This window comes from Aurantivibrio plasticivorans, assembly GCF_055392955.1.
On record NZ_AP036020.1, the window covers coordinates 2,182,600 to 2,203,141 of the forward strand.

The window sequence follows — 20,542 nt, forward strand, 5'->3', positions numbered from 1 at the left end:
TTATGATTACTTAGAGTAACTTATATGCTGGAACCTTTTGCTCTTAAAGTGATGTCACTTCTCGTGGCTACCTTTGTGTTCGCCCTATTTGCTGGCTTAATAGCTATAGGCGTTATGTGGTTCATCGATCGACATCAAACAACCCATACTATTCGACGAAATTATCCGGTATTAGGCCGTTTCCGATACTTTTTTGAGCATCTCGGTGAGTTCTTTCGCCCCTATATGTTTACTCAAGATCGAGAAGAGCTACCGTTTAACCGAGCAGAACGACAGTGGGTCTATCGCGCAGCAAAAAATATCGATAGCAGTATCGCCTTTGGCTCGACGTTGGACCTCACGAAAACCGGAACACCATTGTTTTTAAACTCTGGCTTTCCAACCCTCGACGAAGACGCGTTGTCATCATCTCACGTACAAATTGGTCCATATTGCCGTCATCCCTTCTCTACGGACTCCATTGTCAATATATCGGGCATGAGTTACGGCGCTCTATCGCGTCCTGCGATCGAAGCGTTATCGCTGGGAGCCGCTCAAGCGGGGTGCTGGCTAAACACTGGGGAAGGTGGATTAACACCCTACCATCTCGCATCGGGCGCAGACTTGGTGTTTCAAGTAGGTACAGCCAAGTATGGGGTGAGAGACGAAAAAGGCCTACTAAGTGATGAAAAGCTTCGCAGTGTTGCGGCTCATCCACAGGTCAAAATGTTTGAGATCAAACTCAGTCAAGGGGCCAAGCCCGGTAAAGGAGGTATTCTGCCTGGCGATAAGGTTTCAGATGAAGTCGCCTCGGTAAGGGGGATTCAAGCAGGGGTCGCCTCAATTAGCCCCAACCGACATGTGGATGTGCGCAGTGCTGACGACCTAATCGATTTAATCAATCGAATTAGAGATGTAACCGGGAAACCAGTCGGCTTTAAGGCCGTCATTGGCGACGAGTACTGGCTCAACGACCTGTTTTCTGTAATTTTAAGCCGCGGTATTGAAACCGCCCCGGACTTTATTACTGTCGATAGTGCAGATGGCGGGACAGGAGCAGCACCTCAGCCCCTCATGGACTATGTTGGTCTACCTATTAAAGAAAGCCTGCCGTGGCTGGTCGATCGGCTTAACGAAACCGGACTCCGTGACCGCATAAGGGTCATCGCATCAGGTAAGCTCATCACACCCTCTCGGGTGGCCTGGGCACTCGCAGTGGGCGCAGACTTTATAGTAACCGCTAGAGGCTTTATGTTTGCACTTGGGTGTATTCAAGCCTTGCAATGCCACCGTAATACATGCCCTACAGGCATAACGACCCATAACCCCAAGCTCCAAAAAGGATTGGTAGTACCAACCAAGGCCCAACGCATCGCCCACTATCATAAGAACCTCGAACACGGTGTAGGGTTAATCGCCCACGCTTGCGGAGTACCGGAACCAAGACAGTTACAACGGAGTCATATCCGTATCGTAATGGAGAACGGCCTATCTAAACGCCTGGATGAATTATTCCCAAGCACCCCAAAGCCACCAGTAAATCGGGTATCGGACACAGCCACAATAAAAATTGAAGCTGATATAGAGACTTAGAGAGACGATAAAAATGTCTTATTTTGCAATTACTTTTAAAAACATAGCGAGCATCGTCTTATTAAGTAGCATCTCAATAGGAGCGTTCAGCGCTGATGAGTCACCCAAAAGGACCACTGATTTTGGCTGGGCTGACGATAGCCAACACGAGAAGCAGATAGCGGCTATCGATCGTTTGGGCCGCCGCCACTTTGGTCAACCGTTGCGCCGAGACTTCAGTGATCTTGATTTATTACAGCGTATTGCAGACAGAAAACTTATCAAGGAGAGTGACACGTTTACTCTGCAAGCGACCGGCGCTGTGCTGGGAGATGTCCTTGCAAAGGAGCTAAACCTTGTATGGAAAATCTATCAAGACCAACGAGGTCGAAGCCGAGCATTATGTGTGGCTAAAAGTGAACACTGCTTATTCCCTGTGACTATGTTGTCTCGTCGGCTCGAAGTCGGGCTAGAAGTCAACGTAAAAGCCACCTATGAAGATGCTGCGAAAAAGATTAAACCCTTTCTACCCGACTACAATGCGTACGATGGAAAGCAAGCTGACCCTTCACCAAAACCGAGTTGGACTCGCGATCGAAAAGAAAAACCTACTACCATCCCAATTCGTTGACCTACCCCACCTCAAAACAGACCGTCCAGCATAAATACAAACGACCGGTGAGTTCTATATATTGAACTCACTGCCTCGCCAATGAATAATAAATGCCGCTTCGAAAACACTCTCGCACTTTTTTGTGCGACGCGAGGGAACTTCGTAGCAAATAAAAAATAAACGCTACACTCAAACATAACGATAAGTACGTAACACGTACTAACTGGAAATGGTCTATGTCAACGGTAATTATTGTCGATTCTGCTTGTGATGTTCCAGAGCGCTTTTCACAATCAAAATCAATTGCGGTGCTTCCTATTAATATCCTTCTTGGCGACGAAAAGTACGTCGATAATTTTGATAGCCAGCAAGTGCTAGCAATGATGGAGGACGGTACATTAAACCCAAAAATCTATGCAAATTCTGATGCGGCCTCAAAAGATCAGATCATTGAGTTTTTAAAAACTAAAATTATCCCCAATTTTGATTGGGCAATTGTCGAAACTGTTTCAAGTAAGCAAAGTGATCAAAACGCGATATGGCGCGAAGTAAACCAAGGCTTATCTTCTAGATTTAAAGAGTTTAGATCAGCAGATGCAAAGCCCTTTCAATTGAGTATTATTGATTCCAAAACCGCTTATGCAGGTCAAGGCTTACTCGCACTTGAGACTATACGTCTAGCCAAAAAAGGCATAAAAAGCCGCCGAGAGCTTCTAGATAAGATCAAACAATTCCCGTCAAAAATTCAGGCATACTCAGCCGCACCAGACGTTTCTTACCTACGACACAGAGCCCTACAGCGTGGTGACAACACGATTAATTTCATCAATAGCATCATCGGCAAGGTGTTAAAAATCACACCCATAATTTACGGGATCAATGGTGAGATAGGGTTAGCCTATCGTGAAAAAGGCTTGGACAAAGCAATCGCGAGAATGATGCAACACGCAATCGATGCGATCCAGGATAATGCGCTATCGTCCCCTATTGTTAATTTGTCTTATTCTGGTCCACTCGATGAACTTCACCAACATGAAAAGTATCAAGAACTAGTCCGAGTAGCGAAACAACACTCAGTAAATGTGTTTAGTAGTACATCGTGTATATCAACGGCTATTAACTTAGGGCCGAAAAGCTTAGGCATGGCACTAGCAATTGAAGATGAAAATCGACGCATTAAAGAATAGGTATGACACGAAAAGCGAATAAGCTTAGCTATTCGCTTTTCGTGTTGTGGGTAGATGAGAGATAGCGCTTCTCACGCAAGCTTCCATCTTCTTCAGGTTGAATCCAGTCAACAAGCTGCTGCTTAAGTAAACCCGACAAAAACCGAATATGTGTATCGCTATCGTTAAGAGCGGGAATATATTCATATCGTTCACCCCCCGCGTGAATAAACACCTCTTTGTTTTCGAACCCGATTTCATCGATTGTTTCGAGACAATCGGCGGAAAACCCTGGGCATATAATTTGTACGCTGTGCACCCCTGACTGCGGTAAAGCCTCAAGCGTTTTATCTGTATAGGGCTGGAGCCACTCTTCCTTTCCAAACCGAGATTGGAAAGTCGTCATGTATTCATTCTCTTTTATGCCAAGCGCTTCGGCTATTAACCTTGTCGTTTTCAGGCATTGGCAATGGTATGGATCACCTTGATGCAGGTAACGGAGCGGTACCCCGTGGTAGGAAAAAATCAGTTTCTCAGCACGTCCGAATTTATCCCAGTGGGCTTGTATTGATCGTACTAGCGCTTCGACATAGCCTTGATGGTCACCGTATTGATTGATGAAACGAAGCTCTGGTAACCAACGCCGCTGCTGGAAGTCTTCAGCAATGGCATCAAAGGTTGATCCCGTGGTGGCAGCAGAATATTGGGGGTAAAGTGGTAGCACCACCAGTTTCTCAACGCCCTGATCAAAGAGTTTTTGCAACTGTCCGCTGATTGACGGTGTTCCATACCGCATTGCCCACTCGACGACGACCTGACTTCCCCACTCATCCGTTATATCTTTGGCTATGGCTTTGCATTGAGCTTGAGTGATCTGGGCCAGTGGCGAACCTTCATCGGTCCACACGCGCTTATAGGCTTCCGCTGATTTGGCTGGCCTGATGTTTAATATGATTAGATTCAATATACACCACCAGATTAATCGAGGCACCTCCACAACCCTAGGGTCTGAAAGGAACTCTTTTAAATAGTCTCTCAATGCTGACTTGGTTGGTGCATTGGGTGTACCCAGGTTAGTAATTAATACACCGACTTTTTTAGATTGAGAATGGGTGTATGCTTGCGACTGATACTTCATTAGGAAAGGCCTTAACCAATTGTTTGCAAAATGTACTCTATAGCGTAGCTAGAACTGATCCGAAACAGACCACCAGTTTTCAATAGCTTCTGTAACGTACTTTTTACGGTGAACAACCTGATATAGTTTACGTGAAAGGTCACGATTTTCGAGCTGAAGTTCGATAAGTCTCCCCGTCGCAAACGCTTCCTCCAAAGTTATCGCCGATAAGCAGCCTAGACCCAGACCTGATTCTACAGCCCGTTTTATTGCCTCCGTGTGCTCAAGTTCAAACAAAATATCTAACGAAGGCAACAAGTCGTGGAACGCCCTCTCGAAAGTCTGCCGAGTTCCTGACCCTGGTTCCCGAATAATCCAACGCGCGCTAAGCAGATCGCTGTCTTTCAACAGTTTATTTCTCGCTAGTGGATGATCTGGCGCGCAGAATACTTTTAGGTCATCTGAGCGCCAGGGAGTAATATTTAAGTCCGGGTTATTCACATCACCTTCAATGAGCGCCACGTCCAACTCAAAACCGTCTAGCTTTTGGGTAATTGTCGCTGTATTAGCGACTTCTAAGGTTACTCTGGTTTCTGGGAAACGCTCCATGAACTGTGCAATCATCGGTACAGCCAGATAATTACCGATGCTTAAAGTCGCTCCAACTCTCAGGGCGCTACTGGCTACATGCTGACTCAACTCACCTTCTAGCTCATGGGCTCTTGTTAGTAATTCTTCCGTTTTAGGCTGCAGCGCCTTACCAAAATCGTTCAGCTGTAATCTCTTCCCCACCCTATCAAACAACTGTACATCAAATTGGGACTCAAGCTCCTTTAATGCGCCACTGGCCGCCGATTGTGACATAGCCAGTGATTCAGCAGCCTTACTGATATTTTGATGGTGTGCGGTAGCTATAAAGATCTCAAGCTGTCTAAGCGTGAAACGCATGGGTCAATCCTATAGAGAGCTGGTCAAAGACCTCATTATATATTGGCTTAATCGATATATGATATCCCTAAAATCCGTTTTTTCGATATAAATATATCGTATATCGTATCTATCACGAAAGCGTCACCCGTTAATTTTTGGTTTTAACTTCATAAGCGAGTCAGTACACAATGAGCCAGATACGTGAAGAAACAGTCACAAGCGTCCATCACTGGAATGACACCCTCTTCAGCTTTAAGACGACGAGAGATCCTGGGTTTCGCTATAAAAATGGTCATTTCACGATGATTGGACTGAGGGAAGAAAACCGCCCCTTATTACGCGCCTATAGCATTGTCAGCGCAAACTACGAAGAAGAGCTTGAATTTTTCAGTATCAAAGTACCTGACGGACCGTTAACGTCAAAACTTCAGCATTTAAAGGTTGGTGAAAAAGTTCTCGTGAACAGCAAACCAACCGGTACGCTGATTATGGACAATCTGGTACCTGCTAAACACCTCTACCTATTGAGTACAGGTACTGGCCTCGCGCCATTTATGAGCATCATCAAGGATCCCGAAGTATACGAACGATACGACAAAGTAATTTTAATTCACGGGGTACGCTACAAAAATGAGTTAGCTTATCAACAAGAAATTCTAGAACAGTTGCCAAGCAATGAATATTTCGGTGATGAAGTTTCCAAGAAGCTGATTTATTACCCCACAGTGACGAGAGAAGCATTCCGAAATAACGGCAGGATTACGGATCTCATAGCGTCAGGCAAATTATTTGAAGATATCCAACTACCAACACCTACAGTCGGGAACGACGCATTTATGCTCTGTGGAAGCCCTGCAATGCTCAAAGATCTTTGCAATATGTTGGACGCTATGGGCTTCGCTGAAGCGAGGCAAGGCAACCTTGGTGACTACGTCATAGAACGAGCGTTTGTTGAAAAATAGAAAAACGACAGCGTGGAAAAAGTTAGCAGTCAAATACAGCGTTCAAGTATTTATTGAGCTGACCTTTGAACTTACAGGTCATCAAGATATCGCTTGACCATCTCTTCCTGCGACTCTGGTTTGCCTTGACCACCGATTTGATCTCTAAGCATCATCGCCATGGTGGGCACTCCCTGCCTATTAACCAGATCATGCGCTCTCCATAAATGAGAGCGCATAAGTGCTTTTGCGCAATGTAAAAATACTTGCGTAATTGATACTCTGATAACTGTTTGGGGCTTGTTTTTTAAATGATCAAATTCGGCTAGTAACGCTTTGTTAGTGTGGATAGTGGCTTTGCCATTGACCCGTAAGCTTTCATCAACCCCTGGAATAAGAAATAGTAAACCTACCGCTGGCTGCTCTAGTATATTGACGAGACTGTCTAACCTTCTATTTCCTTTTGCATCAGGAAATAATAATGTGGTGAAATCAAGTATTTTAACGAAACCGGGTTCGCCTCCTCTGGGAGACGCATCTAACGCACCAACACTATTAGAAGTTGCAAGAACAAAGAAAGGACTTTTCGTAATAAAGTACTCACTGTGTTTTTCAAGGGCCGGTAGCTCTTTCTTTTTAGCTTTTTCACCAGGTGAACCGTAAATTTCTCGCAGCTCAGCTTCATTCGTTATTTTCAATGTTGTGCCCATTTAGGAGTAGAGTGTTGTACACAACGTTATATCTACGTTGCGAGAATAATAGTTTAATGATGACGACAGTTTGTCAGATACATTTCAATACGAGAATTCCTAACATCAACTCGTCTTGGAGTATCCGTGTTGACTCTATAGAATGCCTTCAATGCCCTTCCTGAAATCGCTCCTTACGCTCCATTAGCTTCTCTTTCTGTCGTATAAAGTATTTATCAAATTATTTGCTATAACCCGCTCAGCGGGCTCTATGCGTCAAGCCACAGAAAGCAAATTAATGACTTACTTTCGTTCGCATCAACAAAAAGACTTGCTACAGTTTATTCGGAAGCTAAACGTTTTCGATTGACTCCGCTTCAATTGTAAGTCTTTAACTGAACAGTTGCATCTTCCTCTCAGCCTTTGCAATAATGAATTTCGCGCCACAACCGCTAACGATAAATGGAGCTACGAGTGAGCAAAGTGATTGAACTTAATCTTCACCGAGGCGAAGAGTCGGAGAAACGAGCAAGGATCTCAGTTAGCCTTAGGAATGTCTCGAGAGACTGTCGGCGGGAAATACTGAGTTCTTACTCGTACAATGCATTGTGGCTTGGGCAACTCACGCTAAAACAATACGCAGAACTTCTGTATAGCCATCTTCGCATTCGTCGGCATCTAGAATCGCTCTTTGAATCACTCGATGGAACATTTAATGTTGTAAATTTATTTAATTTGGAAGAAAAGGCCTTCGATGTTAGTCAATATGTGACGCAACAACGACTAAAAAGTACTCTGCTAGAGCGTGATATAGAGTGTTTAGCAAAAAGTCACGGCGTTCGTTGTGACGTGTTGCCTGAAAAGGCCGCAGAGCTAATCAACTATATGAACAGAGTTCATGAAGTGTATTCCGTTGCACTCCTGGGTGTGCTCTATATGCTCGAGGAGAGCATAATTTATGCCGGCCCCAGGATTGGGAAAGCGCTCGATAAACACCTTTCGCTGCACAGCGAAGCGACATCGTACCTTGATGGCCACGACAACCAAAAGCAAACGCTTTGGGAGTTTAGAAAATCGTTGGACCTAATTTCTGATTTTCAGACGCAAGCAAATATCGTCATCGCAGCAACCCTCAGTTACCGAATCTACCAAGACCTATTAGATCCAAAAGCCAGTAGGTTAAGACATTCTCGCGCTGTGCACTAAACACTTGATATAAATTTTAAAAGAGCGCTAGTTCATTGAAGATACCATCGTAATCATTACGCCTGCTGCAACAGCAGATCCAATCACGCCAGCAACATTCGGCCCCATAGCATGCATCAACAGAAAATTTTGTCCGTCGGCTTCTAGTCCCAGTTTATTCGAGACTCTGGCGGCCATTGGCACGGCAGAAACTCCCGCTGAACCTATCAAGGGGTTCAATTTGTGTTGTGAGAAAATATTGATTAGTTTTGCCATCAAAACACCCATGGCCGTACCAATACAGAAAGCCGCAACGCCTAACACGAGTATCCCTAGCGTTTTAGGGTCTAAAAATTTGTCTGCAGCTAATTTAGACCCAACAGACAAACCTAAGAATATCGTTGTAATATTAATTAATGCATTTTGAGCAGTACTACTTAAGCGCTCTACTACACCACATTCCCGCATTAAATTACCGAAACAAAACATCCCTAACAGGGGCGCTGCGTCAGGCAGTACAAGAGCAACAAGAATCAATATAACCAACGGAAAGACTATTTTTTCGCGCTGGGAAACTTCACGGAGCTGAATCATACGGATTTTTCGTTCAGCCTCAGTCGTTAGCGCTCGCATAATCGGCGGCTGAATGAGTGGAACCAGTGCCATGTAGGAATACGCCGCGACAGCAATCGCCCCTAAAAGCTCAGGTGCTAAAATACTTGATACATAAATTGCCGTGGGCCCATCAGCGCCACCAATGATGCCGATAGCCGCAGCATCAGCTATAGAAAAATCCATAATACCCAGTGCTGATAATCCTACTGCTCCCATCACCGTGGCGAAAATACCAAACTGAGCGGCAGCGCCTAACAACAATGTTTTGGGGTTTGAAAGTAACGGGCCAAAATCAGTCATGGCTCCCACTCCCATAAAGATTACGAGAGGCGCTACCCCGCTACCAATGGCAACGGTATAAAACTTATAAAGCATGCCATCACTGAATCCTGCCTTAGCAACAAGACTGTCAATAACCAGCTGGGTATCGACATTCGACGATTGATAAGCAAACAAAACGTCCTTGACGGAAGTAATCTGAGTATCCAACGAAAGCAGGCTAGTCATTGCATAAAAAAGAGTCTCATCGCCATTCAGCAGAGCGTTTTCTATCGCCGTGGAGGCTAAGCCTGCGCCAGGAATATTCGCGAGTATCGCTCCGAAGCCTATTGGTACAAGCAATAATGGTTCAAAATTTTTGCGGATGGCCAAAAATAGTAGCAGCAACCCAATCACAATCATGATTAGGTCACCACTTGCCATTTGGCTAATGCCTGTCGAGTTCCACAAGTTCAGGAGATGTTGTGACATAGTTCTTTATCCCCTAGCCTAATGAAGTCAGTATGTCGCCAACAGAGACGGCATCACCTTCACGCACGTTGACGGCTAGCACCGTACCATCTTGAGGAGCGGTCACATCGGTTTCCATCTTCATTGCTTCAAGAACAACGAGCTTATCGCCCGCGTTTACTTTTTGTCCAACCTCGATCACTACTTTTACGATATTGCCAGCTAAGGGCGCATTGATAACAAGCGATTCCGATGGGGCCGACGCTTTTTCAGCTGTACTTGGTGTGGCGTTCTTGAGAGACACTATCCCCGTTAAGTCACCACCACTATTTACCGTGACAGTATATGATTTTCCTTCAACATCGACGGTATAAATTGCATCCCCATCCGAAGTTTTGACCTCACTTGTCTCTTGACCTGTTGGTGCCGCCTCAAATGCGTTTGGGTTATGCCTGTTTTTTAAGAATTTTAAACCTACCTGAGGGAAAAGCGCGTAGGTGAGTACATCATCGTAGAATGCCTGTTCTTTAGTGAGATCTATTTTCTCCTGCTGGGCTTTCGTTTTTAACTCGTCAGCCAAGGCTTCGAGTTCATCATCAATTAAATCCGCTGGCCGACATTCAATCGTTTTGTTTTCACCTAATACTTTAGCCTGAAGCGTTTCATTCACCGGCGCTGGAGTACTGCCATACTCTCCCTTAAGAACGCCAGCTGTTTCCTTGGTAATTGATTTATATCGTTCACCCGATAATACGTTAATGACAGCTTGAGTGCCGACAATTTGTGATGTAGGTGTAACTAAAGGAATATAGCCTAGGTCTTCACGAACTTTCGGAATTTCTTTTAATACTTCGTCCATTCTATCTTCAGCTTTTTGCTCTCGAAGCTGATTTTCCATATTCGTCAGCATGCCACCTGGTACCTGAGCGACCAAGATACGCGAGTCAACACCTCGCAGTGAACCTTCAAACTTCGCATATTTTTTACGGACTACACGAAAATAACTGGCTATAGATTCCAATAGCGTTATATCAAGGCCCGTATCTCGTTCAGTATTTTTTAATATAGCGACTAAGGCTTCTGTCGGGCTGTGACCATAAGTCATCGACATTGACGATATCGCCGTGTCAATATTGTCGATTCCGGCTTCAATACATTTTAAATAAGTGGCTGTAGATAGCCCTGTGGTTGCATGGCATTGCATATGTATGGGAATATCACATGCTGCTTTTAGTTTTGAAACCAACTCGAAGCCCGCATATGGAGTCAATAAACCTGCCATATCTTTAATGGCAATCGAGTCTGCTCCCATATCTTCGATGACTTTACCCTGCGCCACCCATTTATCGATGGTATGCACCGGGCTGAGGGTATACGAAATAGTACCCTGGGCGTGTTTGCCTACATTTTTAACCGCGGCTAACGCAGTGGATATATTTCGCATGTCGTTCATTGCGTCAAAGACGCGAAAAACATCAACACCATTAACTGCCGCTCGCTCAACGAATTTTTTTACAACATCATCGGCGTAATGTCGGTAGCCTAAAATATTTTGCCCTCTAAATAACATTTGCATTGGGGTATTGGGCATCGCTTTTTTAAGCTCTCTTATTCTGACCCAGGGATCCTCTCCCAAATAGCGAATACAGGCATCGAAGGTTGCCCCTCCCCAAGTTTCTAACGACCAAAAACCAACTTGATCTAATTTTTCCGCGATAGGCAACATGTCATCCAGACGTAAACGTGTTGCAAAAAGTGATTGGTGAGCATCGCGTAAAACAACATCGGTAATACCCAAGCGAGTTGCAGATTTCATGATATGTTGGCCCCTAACTTAATATTCTTTATCCACAGATCTTCTCGAATTGCTAGCGAGCAATCCATATTGCGGCTTAGTGTTTACGATGCTCTGAGATCGCTAGTTTGATTGCGGCTAAAATTCTTTCAGGAGGTAGGCCGTCATCATCGGGCGGAGGGGCAGGATTGGGTGATGAAGCTGTGGGAAAATAAGTTTGGATTGTATAGGACATGACAGCGATAGCTATCACCAGTACTGCAAGGAAGGTAAACACTACGCCCATTCCAAATAGCATTAATGCAATGCCATTCGATAGTAATTCTTTCGACATAACTCATCTCGCTGCCGCCCTTTTAACGGATTTAACGTCAAGGGTTTGCTGTATTCGATGACTTGTGGTCATCACGTTAAAGCTGGTGGTGTATGCACCGTTAGCAATTTAACGGTAAATAATCAGCGAAGGCAAGTCGACTACAGTTTTTAACAGTGTTAAACGTTAGCTCTGATGTCGTTTTAATGTTTCGGTGTGTTCAGCGAGTAATTCATTAATTAAATTGGACAGCTGAAGAAGATCAGGGATAGGTTTATATAGGAGGTTACGATCACTGATACCGAGCATCTCCAATGATCGAGGCAAGGTATACTCCTTTGATCCCGTGTGGATAATGTAGCACGTGGTTGGCTGCAAACTGTATGCTGTCTTCACAAAACGCTCGCCACTTGCTCCCTCCAAGCGGAGATCGACAATGACTAGATCTGGTTGAAATTGAGCGAGCTTTTGTAACCCAGCTTCAGCACAGTGAGTCGCCAACACGCGGTGGCCTTCGTCTTCAAGAAAGGCGGTCATGTTGTCGCGAAGCGACTCTTCATCATCAATTATCAGTATTTTCGCCATAGGCCCCAAGTCCTTGGAAACCGCGTTAATTCGTTACTAGCAAATATAGAAGCGAAAAAGACGTTGTGCCAGCGAGATATAAATTTATTTTGTTAAAAAATACTATTTAAGGTTTGTTTCGTATATGTAGACGAGGCTCAGAAGCAGCCTCAAACTTCCCCCCTTGAAACGAAATAGCTTGGGACGAGCCCATATACCCCCGTTCTAACAAGTCATGCCCCTTCCCTTTGAGCGATTCTTTCACAGTACTATCAAGCGCAGACTCGACGAAAAGCCGATCAGGCGCCCACTGATGGTGTATACGCGGTGCCGCTAGGGAAGCATTGACATCCATTTTCAAGTCTAAGTGGTTCACCACTGTTTGCAGGACCTGCGTGATGATAGTTGGACCGCCTGCAGCACCGGTAGTTAGTATCGGTTTACCGTCTTTCAAAATGATCGTTGGACTCATGCTCGAAAGTGGACGCTTACCCGGGGCGATACTATTAGCCTCTGCACCGACGAGACGGTAGGCATTGGGTGTACCAGGTTTTGCTGAAAAGTCGTCCATTTGATTGTTTAAAATAACACCTGTACCCGGAACGATTACCTTGCTACCAAAGCCCGTATTCACCGTGGTCGTAATCGCAACCCAGTTGCCCTCGGCATCGGCCGCAGCGATATGAGTCGTATGTTTGCCAAAGATATTGGTATCCGCTTTTGGCGGAGTACCATGCGTTTTTACCAATGTGGTTTTTTTTGCATCAATTTGCGAGGCAAGTTGATCCGCATAGCCCTGATCAATAAGGCCACGCGGCACATCGACGAAGTCAGGGTCTCCCAACCAGTGAGCTCTATCAGCAAAAGCTCGCTTCATAGCCTCTGCTAACAGGTGTTGTCGCTCCTCGATTGACAGTTCAGCGATGTCAAAATTTTCAAGGATATTTAATATCTGCGCGACATGAACTCCCCCGGAGCTCGGAGGTGGAAACCCGTATACCGTATAGCCTCGGTACTCAGATTTTACGGGCGTCCGTAATTTTAGCTGGTAGTTGGCAAAGTCTTCCTCGGTAATAATACCGCCGTGCTTAGCCATCCAATCCCCGACTTGTGACGCAAAGCGGCCTTTGTAGAAGTACCCAGCCCCCTCTTTCGCTATATGGCGGTAGGTGTTTTCAAGATCTTTCTGAATTAACGTGTCGCCAGCTTGTAGCGGTTTACCTTCAGGTAGTAGTACTGATTTACTTCCCTCAAACGCCTTCAAGGCTGGTGTGGCACGGGCTAAACGATTGGCGTAAATACCGTCAACGGGAAAGCCCCGCCCCGCGATATCGGCAATGGGGTTAATTATTGCGGGGAAAGATAACTTGCCTCCCTGGTTTATAAGGTACTCATAGGTTGCAACAGAGCCGGGTATGCCAATCGCTAAAGGCCCTGTTTTGGATAAATCCCGATCTACCGTACCGTTCCGTGCATACATCTCCCTCGTCGCCTTCCCCGGCGCCATCTCGCGGCCATCTACGGCTTGTACAGTCCCATCAGCCCAATGGACTAGGGCAAAGCAGCCGCCCCCTATGCCGGAGTTATGGCCGTCTACTACACCAAGCGCAAAAGCCGCCGCAACGGCCGCGTCAATCGCATTCCCTCCTTGCTTATACGCGTCCAAAGCGGCTTGTGTCGCTATAGGATGAACGGTCGCAATTGCGCCCTTTCCATCTGCGGTCACGGCGGAATACTGTGTCGACGCAACCGCAGTTGCAACAGATAAACTAAGAACGACAGTGATCGTGGAGCGAATCAAACTAAGCATAAATGGCCTACGAGAACATTTTTTGACTGGGAGTGAGAAACTCAAGCAATAACGGCAATTCTCTCATAAAAAAGCGCTAAGTCGTAAAGCATTGAAAGTCTTTTAGCCAGCTTGAGCATATAAAGACCAAGACGATGATTTTTGCTTAGGCGGTTGATAATTAAGTTGATTTTGTGACTTGACGACCCTATGTCAAATCTCTACCATACGCGCCTCTCCTTTGGGGGACACCCCAGAAAGAGAGTCCGCGCACTCGTAGCTCAGCTGGATAGAGTACCTGGCTACGAACTAGGGGGTCGCAGGTTCGAATCCTGCCGAGTGCGCCATATACGAAAAAACCCAGCTTCTAAATAGCTGGGTTTTTTCGTATATGGCGCAACCAGTTTCTGCAAGGATTACACTTTACCTACGCCACTGTCTATTCAGGCTCATGCATCCTCTAGATTGTCATACAAAATTTGCCTCAAGATACGATGCCCCATGGTTTCACAATTTGTACGACCGCAAACAATGGGCGAGATCTTTGCGCAACAATCTGGAGTTCATATTCCTGGGGTTAACCGCCTCTTTGACTGAACCGTTGCTAATCACGTAATATATGTACTCACTTCTCTCCCCCTCCAAGGAAGGAGCGCCATGAACAATTCACGTCGTTCAAACAACTCGTAGACCAACGCCTCCACGCAATACTTCTTATGCTGCCAGCTCATAAGCCTGCAGTTTGGGCTTTTGCTTGCCTATAGGCCACCCTATCTAGCGTTGCGAGTTGTTTGTCATTTCAAAACACCCCTTTCAAATGACAACGAGGTATTTTATGCAACGTTTATACAATAAAACGATTCTGATCACAGGTGCGGCTCAGGGAATCGGTGCCAGCTGCGCCAAACAGTGCATCGAACAAGGTGCGTATGTTTTTATTTCCGATATTGACTCTAAAAAAGGTACCGATCTCGCGAACACCATGCGTGGACGGTGCGAGTTTATCCCACTTGAAGTGTCAAGCGTTGAGCAGTGGCAAGAGGTCGATAAGTATTTCCGCCTAAACAACATTTGTATCGATGGTTTAATCAACAATGCCGGCATTACAGGCTTTATCGAAACAAATGGCCCGCACGACCCGGAGCATCTAAATTTGGATAGCTGGCACTCTGTAATGGAGACTAATTTACTTGGAACCGTCTTAGGCTGTAAGTATGGGATCAAATGGCTCAAGGCGAATGGTGGCAATATTATAAATATTTCTTCTCGCTCAGGTTTAGTAGGTATTCCCGGTGCCGCGGCGTATGCCGCAAGTAAAGCGGCAATAAGAATTCACACTAAAACAGTTGCGTTGTACTGCGCGCAACAACGTTATGACATTCGATGCAATTCAATCCATCCTGCAGCAATATACACATCTATGTGGGATAGTATGTTAGGAGAGGGTAAACAAAGAGAGAGTGCGATAAAACAAATTTGTGCCGATATCCCACTGGGCGTGATGGGCGAGCCAAACGATGTCGCTCACGCTGCGATTTACCTCCTATCCGATGAAAGTAAATACATAACCGGTACAGAGCTGAATATAGATGGCGGGATTCTAGCAGGCAGCGCAGCAACACCCGCTTGACTGTTTAAATAAAAAACCACGCTATTGCGTGGTTTTTTATTGGACGAGGACTATCCTGTTTAGCTTTTTTATTTTTCTTACATCATAGAGAAAAGCGCTTCTCCGTTTAAACCTTGTTTTTCTAAAATATCCCGCAGACGCTTTAGCGCTTCTACTTGAATTTGACGTACGCGTTCACGAGTTAAACCAATTTCCCGGCCTACTTCTTCTAACGTGCTCATTTCATAGCCGCGCAAGCCAAATCGACGAGCGATTACTTCACGTTGCTTTTCGGTTAGCTCTCCCAACCAATTATCTAAGCTTTCGCTAAGGTCGCTGTCTTGAAGCAAAGAAGCTGGATCGGAAACATTTTGATCTGCAATAGTATCGACTAATACTTTGTCAGAAGAAGGACCTATCGGTACATCAACTGAGGTGACCCGTTCGTTGAGGCCAAGCATTCGTTTAACATCTTCGACGGGTTTGTCGAGTAGGTCAGCAATTTCTTCCGCTGATGGCTCATGATCTAATTTTTGGGCTAATTCGCGCGCGGCCCTGAGGTAGACATTTAATTCTTTTACAACGTGAATGGGCAAACGAATCGTTCGCGTTTGGTTCATAATGGCGCGTTCAATAGTTTGTCGTATCCACCAGGTGGCATAGGTAGAAAAGCGAAAGCCGCGCTCTGGGTCAAACTTTTCTACGGCGCGAATCAATCCAAGGTTGCCCTCTTCTATAAGATCTAAAAGAGCGAGGCCTCTATTAACGTAGCGACGAGCAATTTTAACGACTAGACGAAGATTACTTTCGATCATTCGCTTGCGAGAAGGCTCATCACCCTTCAGTGCTTTACGAGCGAAGTAGACTTCTTCTTCAGCGCTTAATAGTGGAGAAAAACCAATTTCGTTGAGGTATAACTGTGTAGCGTCTAGATTCTTTTGAACTTTTTCTTCTTCTTCAGCAAATCGCGATACATCCTGAAGTTTAGTATCCTCTTTGCTATCACTTGCAGACTGACTTGTAGTGTCGTTGTCAGCGTCATCGTCCATTTCATGTAGAACGCTAACAATTTCCTCTTCTGCCTGATAGTTTTCTATCTCGCGCTGTTGTAGTGCCATCGTCTTGAGCCCTGTGAGTTTCGGTTTTAGTTATTAGAGCGTGCGTGCTACTTGCTACCCTGCTCTACACCCTTCCTCTTCTAGCTAACGCAACACCGAATTTATAATTCTATTGATAAAGTTGAGAGGCTCAATTTTGTTTAACGTTTTGGTAAATACCCCAGTGGATTTACGGGTTTGCCATCGCGCCGTATTTCAAAATGAAGCTTGTCCCTATCGGTGCCACTAGATCCTATTTCGGCAATCTTCTCTCCAGCTTTAACTTTTTTTCCTTCTCTCGCGATAAGTTTGCTGTTGTGAGCGTAAGCACTTAAGTAACGATCATTGTGCTTTACGATTAAAAGATTGCCGTAACCTCTTAAGCCAGCGCCGGCATAAACTATTTCGCCATCGCCCGCTGCAAGAACAGGCTCTCCCTTTTTAGCGGCGATATCAATACCCTTACGCAACTCGTCAGAGCCGCTGAATCGCGTAATCAGTTTGCCGGAAACCGGCCACACCCACCGCAGTGTTTGGGTTTCCGAGGATTTAGGACTTTTCGTTTGTTGCTTTCTTGTTTGAATCTTTGAACGAGTCGATACCGGTTGTTTGGTGCGTGCGGTTGACACCTGACTGACTGTTTTTTTATTTAAGTCTAAAGACAGTTTTTGACCTGGATAAATGGTATATGGCGCGGAAATAGCGTTTGCGGCGGCGAGATCATCAACATCTAAATTAAAGCGCCACGCAATTGCGAAAAGAGTTTCCCCGCGCGCCACGGTATGCGACTTAATTTTAAAGCTAGGAGGCTGTGTTAAATCTGAGACCGGAGCACTTGTTTTAGTACTGGAACAGGCCGAAAGTACTATCAGGGTGGTTAATATCTTGAACGCCCCTTTTGCACGGTATTTAAGCCAGTTCACGAAATACTCCCGATAAACGATTTTTATACTCGGTCACAAATTAATCAACAATATTACTCAGCGCTATTACTAATCCTTAGTTATCACAAAGTAGTCTAGAATTTTCATATAAAACGACCAAAAAAATTGTTGTTTTTCTCAAAAATCCGACATTTTTGATTAAATTGTGAAACCTCTTTCACGAATCAGCACTTTTAGCTTGATTTTTGGACGATATAAACTCTAGACCGAGCACAAGCAACAACCCCACGACAGCTGAAATAATAGCCAACGCTAAGTGTGATTCTTGGCCAAGTGACGTCGAAAATTGCTGCGGGGATATGTTTTGCTGAATTAATGGTTTCACGACGCCATGGCGATCGACATAGCTACTTATAGTTGCCTTCCAAGGCCATAACATCGTGAGCGAGCCAAGGAGGAACCCTGTTAACAACGCAAGTGTTGGCTCATGAAATCGCTGTAACAACCAATGTAATAAGTGAGAAAAGAACAGTAGGCCAACAACACACCCCGCCAAAAATGAGCTCAGAATAGCGACGTTCACATCGCTTATAGCGCCTAATATTGTGGGATATAACCCCATTAAGACCAATAAAAATGAACCGGAGACCCCAGGCAGGATCATGGCACATATGGCTACACTTCCGGCTAGTGCAACAACCCACCAATCTCCGGGTAACTCAGCAGGCTTAACAATCGACACTCCATACGCCAGCCCAATGCCAACCAGCAAGATTAGCACCCTCTCTAACGTCCAGCCTGGAAGCTGACGCGCAATATAGATAGCCGAAGCCAGCACTAAGCCAAAGAAAAAAGACCAAATTAAAATTGGGTGCGACTCCAGCACAGCAGCTAGGACATTCGCCAAAGTTGCAATACTGGTAAGCACACCGCCAAATACGGCAAGAAGGAAAAAGCCATTAATGTACTTCCAAGCAGCGATCGGACCTTGGGTTAGCAGAACCTTTAATGCCTTTTGATCAATTCGTCGAAGCGAGTCAATTAGCTCTTCATAAATACCAGTAATGAAAGCAATTGTTCCTCCAGATACCCCCGGAACGATGTCACCTGCTCCCATAGTCATTCCTTTTACAAACAACAATGCGTACTCGCTCAAGGGTCGTTGAGTCATCCTAGCGGACCTATATATGTTAACGGGTGATTCCGGAGAGAAGAGGAACAAATTTGACAGGTTCTAACTGCTGGGTGTGGAAGTTATCCGTATCTCCGTCACGTATTACCAAGGTGAGATATTGCACATCTGCACCAACAGGAATGACCAGTACACCATTTGGAGCAAGTTGATGGAGGAGCTCTTGTGGTATCTCGCGGGGCGCAGCGGCGCTTAATATTCCTTCAAAGGGGGCTTTTTCCGGCCAGCCAAAGCCCCCGTCTGCATGTGAAAGGATGACGTTACGCAGTCCTAATTGGCGTAACCGAGCCCTAGCTTTGTCTTGAAGCGGCTTAATGCGCTCTACACTATAAAGATCATCAACTAGTTGAGCCAAAATAGCTGTTTGGTAGCCAGAGCCAGTACCAATCTCTAATACTTTTGAAGGTTTTTTACCCAGAGCGCCCAAAAGAATCTCGGTCATTCGAGCAACGATATAAGGCTGTGATAACGTTTGTCCGTAGCCGATTGGGAGTGAACTATCTTCGTAAGCGCGGTGCGACAAAGCCTCATCTAGAAAAATGTGACGTGGCGTTTCGCGCATCACATCCAGTACAGTGTTGTTTGACACCCCTTGTTCTTGCAAGCGGGCAATTAATCGAGCCCTCGTGCGCTCAGATGTCATCCCGATACCACTTAGATTTAACTGACTCACGCAGCCTTATCCCCCAACAACTTGTCTCAATGATTATGTACCTCAATCTTGGAATGGGTACTTTTTGCGGACGCAATATAGCACAGCCCATCACTGGATTGACTGCTACCTACCTGCTGTTTTGCGCCTTTGAGTTAGTTTTCACTGAAATCAGTCACCTCACGTAGAACTGTCGTGGCAAACTGCCCAGGGAGTAACGAAAAACTGATCGTCAATTGCTCTGCATCACCCTCAAACGACAAATCAATAGGCTTGCTAATCAATGGGCGCCTTTCTTGTTGTAGACCAACATGCTCTATACCTTCAGTCCAGCTGGCGTAAGCCCCCAATACATCCGCTTCAATGTTTCCGGTTTCGCCAGCGCCCAATGGCTTACCTCGACCCCACAAAGCACCACTGGGAACCTGCTCTGGGTCACCACTTAGCGTTTTCTGCCAGTTGCCCAGCGCTACCCGTTTAGACAGAATTTGGTTGAATAGATAAGAACGAGCGGCTGAAATAGCCATATATTTCGACTGTCTATTCTTGATTTTCTGTCGGCCAACGAGAATTTTTTCGGCAAGCTCTAGATTACCGGCGTCGATACCAAAGCGCTGAGGCCCAAAATAATTTGGCACACCGGATTTGATTTGATTTAGTCGAGTTATTACATCATCAAAATACGTAATATTTCGAAGGGTAATACAAAAGTGATTGTCGCTATGTTGGCCACGACGCAGTTTTTGGCGATGCCGGGTCACTTGGTTAATATCGACACCTTCAATGAAGGTTGACATTAAATCGGTCGTTAGCGGTTTGGGGTGATAGAGGCTAAACCATTGGCTGGTCACCGCGATACGATCTTTTAACCCACAATAACCGACATCTTTCGCTTCTATGCCTGCAACCCTTGCTATTTGTCGCGCGAGCCATTCTGTATTGGTATTGCGCTTTGTGACATGAACAAATATATGTTCACCGCATCCCTCTGGAACAAAACTTAAATTTTCAGTAACTCGAAAATCTTCTGGAAAGGTCTTGAAAGCTGATTCACTAGGTGGATTACCCAATGCAAATGAAAAATCTAATGAATAAGGAGTCGAAACCAAGT

At 45.3% G+C, this 20,542-nt stretch carries 19 protein-coding genes and 1 tRNA gene; 7 read left to right on the forward strand and 13 right to left on the reverse strand.

Features of this window, described 5'->3' with window-relative positions:
- Positions 1-24 precede the first annotated feature (24 nt).
- The 3 genes from ACZ5NB_RS09845 to ACZ5NB_RS09855 all read left to right on the forward strand — a co-directional run bounded on the left by ACZ5NB_RS09845 (position 25) and on the right by ACZ5NB_RS09855 (position 3,351).
- Positions 25-1,572, forward strand: a complete 1,548-nt coding sequence (locus tag ACZ5NB_RS09845; RefSeq protein ID WP_460234793.1) for an FMN-binding glutamate synthase family protein — start codon at positions 25-27, stop codon at positions 1,570-1,572.
- A gap of 13 nt (positions 1,573-1,585) precedes the next feature.
- Positions 1,586-2,182: a DUF3806 domain-containing protein gene (locus ACZ5NB_RS09850; protein WP_460234792.1), complete on the forward strand. Its 597-nt coding sequence runs from the start codon at positions 1,586-1,588 to the stop codon at positions 2,180-2,182.
- A gap of 218 nt (positions 2,183-2,400) precedes the next feature.
- Positions 2,401-3,351 (forward strand): DegV family protein, encoded by a 951-nt coding sequence (locus ACZ5NB_RS09855; protein ID WP_460234791.1) that lies wholly within the window; start codon positions 2,401-2,403, stop codon positions 3,349-3,351.
- A 28-nt stretch (positions 3,352-3,379) separates the two neighbouring features.
- On the opposite strand, the gene hemH is transcribed toward ACZ5NB_RS09855, so the two are convergent.
- Entirely contained in the window at positions 3,380-4,468 is a 1,089-nt protein-coding gene (hemH, locus tag ACZ5NB_RS09860; RefSeq protein ID WP_460234790.1) for a ferrochelatase, read from the reverse strand.
- A gap of 48 nt (positions 4,469-4,516) precedes the next feature.
- Positions 4,517-5,395, reverse strand: coding sequence for a LysR substrate-binding domain-containing protein (locus tag ACZ5NB_RS09865; RefSeq protein WP_460234789.1), 879 nt, complete (start codon positions 5,393-5,395; stop codon positions 4,517-4,519).
- Positions 5,396-5,565: 170 nt separating this feature from the next.
- Here ACZ5NB_RS09865 and ACZ5NB_RS09870 point away from each other — a divergent pair, with 170 nt between their 5' ends.
- Positions 5,566-6,339, forward strand: a complete 774-nt coding sequence (locus tag ACZ5NB_RS09870; protein WP_460234788.1) for a ferredoxin--NADP reductase — start codon at positions 5,566-5,568, stop codon at positions 6,337-6,339.
- 71 nt (positions 6,340-6,410) lie between these two features.
- Here ACZ5NB_RS09870 and ACZ5NB_RS09875 read toward each other — a convergent pair whose 3' ends face one another.
- Positions 6,411-7,016: an MSMEG_1061 family FMN-dependent PPOX-type flavoprotein gene (locus tag ACZ5NB_RS09875; RefSeq protein ID WP_460234787.1), complete on the reverse strand. Its 606-nt coding sequence runs from the start codon at positions 7,014-7,016 to the stop codon at positions 6,411-6,413.
- Positions 7,017-7,481: 465 nt separating this feature from the next.
- Between ACZ5NB_RS09875 and ACZ5NB_RS09880 the strand changes: the two genes are divergently transcribed.
- A complete protein-coding gene (locus ACZ5NB_RS09880; RefSeq protein WP_460234786.1) occupies positions 7,482-8,213 on the forward strand; it encodes a heme oxygenase-like domain-containing protein in 732 nt (243 codons plus the stop codon).
- A gap of 27 nt (positions 8,214-8,240) precedes the next feature.
- Here ACZ5NB_RS09880 and ACZ5NB_RS09885 read toward each other — a convergent pair whose 3' ends face one another.
- The 5 genes from ACZ5NB_RS09885 to ggt form a co-directional block, all read right to left on the reverse strand.
- A complete protein-coding gene (locus ACZ5NB_RS09885; RefSeq protein ID WP_460234785.1) occupies positions 8,241-9,557 on the reverse strand; it encodes a sodium ion-translocating decarboxylase subunit beta in 1,317 nt (438 codons plus the stop codon).
- A gap of 13 nt (positions 9,558-9,570) precedes the next feature.
- The gene (oadA, locus tag ACZ5NB_RS09890; RefSeq protein ID WP_464107493.1) at positions 9,571-11,352 is read right to left on the reverse strand and encodes a sodium-extruding oxaloacetate decarboxylase subunit alpha; all 1,782 of its coding nucleotides are present in this window, start codon (positions 11,350-11,352) and stop codon (positions 9,571-9,573) included.
- Positions 11,353-11,428: 76 nt separating this feature from the next.
- The gene (locus tag ACZ5NB_RS09895; RefSeq protein ID WP_464107494.1) at positions 11,429-11,665 is read right to left on the reverse strand and encodes an OadG family protein; all 237 of its coding nucleotides are present in this window, start codon (positions 11,663-11,665) and stop codon (positions 11,429-11,431) included.
- Between the two features lie 165 nt (positions 11,666-11,830).
- On the reverse strand, positions 11,831-12,229 hold the full coding sequence (locus tag ACZ5NB_RS09900) for a response regulator (RefSeq protein WP_460234783.1): 399 nt from the start codon (positions 12,227-12,229) through the stop codon (positions 11,831-11,833).
- A gap of 106 nt (positions 12,230-12,335) precedes the next feature.
- Positions 12,336-14,018: a gamma-glutamyltransferase gene (gene ggt / locus ACZ5NB_RS09905; protein WP_464107495.1), complete on the reverse strand. Its 1,683-nt coding sequence runs from the start codon at positions 14,016-14,018 to the stop codon at positions 12,336-12,338.
- 249 nt (positions 14,019-14,267) lie between these two features.
- Here ggt and ACZ5NB_RS09910 point away from each other — a divergent pair.
- Both ACZ5NB_RS09910 and ACZ5NB_RS09915 read left to right on the forward strand, forming a co-directional pair.
- Positions 14,268-14,344: transfer RNA gene (locus ACZ5NB_RS09910), tRNA-Arg, on the forward strand.
- 488 nt (positions 14,345-14,832) lie between these two features.
- On the forward strand, positions 14,833-15,627 hold the full coding sequence (locus tag ACZ5NB_RS09915; RefSeq protein ID WP_464107496.1) for an SDR family oxidoreductase: 795 nt from the start codon (positions 14,833-14,835) through the stop codon (positions 15,625-15,627).
- A gap of 77 nt (positions 15,628-15,704) precedes the next feature.
- On the opposite strand, the gene rpoS is transcribed toward ACZ5NB_RS09915, so the two are convergent.
- The 5 genes from rpoS to truD all read right to left on the reverse strand — a co-directional run bounded on the left by rpoS (position 15,705) and on the right by truD (position 20,540).
- Positions 15,705-16,724: an RNA polymerase sigma factor RpoS gene (gene rpoS / locus ACZ5NB_RS09920; RefSeq protein ID WP_464107497.1), complete on the reverse strand. Its 1,020-nt coding sequence runs from the start codon at positions 16,722-16,724 to the stop codon at positions 15,705-15,707.
- Positions 16,725-16,864: 140 nt separating this feature from the next.
- The gene (locus ACZ5NB_RS09925) at positions 16,865-17,626 is read right to left on the reverse strand and encodes a peptidoglycan DD-metalloendopeptidase family protein (RefSeq protein ID WP_464107498.1); all 762 of its coding nucleotides are present in this window, start codon (positions 17,624-17,626) and stop codon (positions 16,865-16,867) included.
- Between the two features lie 178 nt (positions 17,627-17,804).
- Entirely contained in the window at positions 17,805-18,758 is a 954-nt protein-coding gene (locus ACZ5NB_RS09930; protein ID WP_464107499.1) for a DUF368 domain-containing protein, read from the reverse strand.
- Positions 18,759-18,777: 19 nt separating this feature from the next.
- Entirely contained in the window at positions 18,778-19,422 is a 645-nt protein-coding gene (locus tag ACZ5NB_RS09935; RefSeq protein ID WP_464107944.1) for a protein-L-isoaspartate(D-aspartate) O-methyltransferase, read from the reverse strand.
- Between the two features lie 164 nt (positions 19,423-19,586).
- Positions 19,587-20,540 (reverse strand): tRNA pseudouridine(13) synthase TruD, encoded by a 954-nt coding sequence (gene truD, locus ACZ5NB_RS09940; RefSeq protein ID WP_464107500.1) that lies wholly within the window; start codon positions 20,538-20,540, stop codon positions 19,587-19,589.
- Between the last annotated feature and the right edge of the window lie 2 nt (positions 20,541-20,542).

Bases quoted from the DNA above. Each gene is read 5' to 3' on its own strand.
- ACZ5NB_RS09895 (WP_464107494.1), bottom strand. From the start codon at position 11,665: ATGTCGAAAGAATTACTATCGAATGGCATTGCATTAATGCTATTTGGA.
- ACZ5NB_RS09855 (WP_460234791.1), top strand. From the start codon at position 2,401: ATGTCAACGGTAATTATTGTCGATTCTGCTTGTGATGTTCCAGAGCGC.
- ACZ5NB_RS09930 (WP_464107499.1), bottom strand. From the start codon at position 18,758: ATGACTCAACGACCCTTGAGCGAGTACGCATTGTTGTTTGTAAAAGGA.
- ggt (WP_464107495.1), bottom strand. From the start codon at position 14,018: ATGCTTAGTTTGATTCGCTCCACGATCACTGTCGTTCTTAGTTTATCT.
- ACZ5NB_RS09870 (WP_460234788.1), top strand. From the start codon at position 5,566: ATGAGCCAGATACGTGAAGAAACAGTCACAAGCGTCCATCACTGGAAT.
- ACZ5NB_RS09915 (WP_464107496.1), top strand. From the start codon at position 14,833: ATGCAACGTTTATACAATAAAACGATTCTGATCACAGGTGCGGCTCAG.
- hemH (WP_460234790.1), bottom strand. From the start codon at position 4,468: ATGAAGTATCAGTCGCAAGCATACACCCATTCTCAATCTAAAAAAGTC.
- ACZ5NB_RS09850 (WP_460234792.1), top strand. From the start codon at position 1,586: ATGTCTTATTTTGCAATTACTTTTAAAAACATAGCGAGCATCGTCTTA.
- ACZ5NB_RS09845 (WP_460234793.1), top strand. From the start codon at position 25: ATGCTGGAACCTTTTGCTCTTAAAGTGATGTCACTTCTCGTGGCTACC.
- rpoS (WP_464107497.1), bottom strand. From the start codon at position 16,724: ATGGCACTACAACAGCGCGAGATAGAAAACTATCAGGCAGAAGAGGAA.
- ACZ5NB_RS09865 (WP_460234789.1), bottom strand. From the start codon at position 5,395: ATGCGTTTCACGCTTAGACAGCTTGAGATCTTTATAGCTACCGCACAC.
- ACZ5NB_RS09900 (WP_460234783.1), bottom strand. From the start codon at position 12,229: ATGGCGAAAATACTGATAATTGATGATGAAGAGTCGCTTCGCGACAAC.
- oadA (WP_464107493.1), bottom strand. From the start codon at position 11,352: ATGAAATCTGCAACTCGCTTGGGTATTACCGATGTTGTTTTACGCGAT.
- ACZ5NB_RS09935 (WP_464107944.1), bottom strand. From the start codon at position 19,422: ATGACATCTGAGCGCACGAGGGCTCGATTAATTGCCCGCTTGCAAGAA.
- ACZ5NB_RS09885 (WP_460234785.1), bottom strand. From the start codon at position 9,557: ATGTCACAACATCTCCTGAACTTGTGGAACTCGACAGGCATTAGCCAA.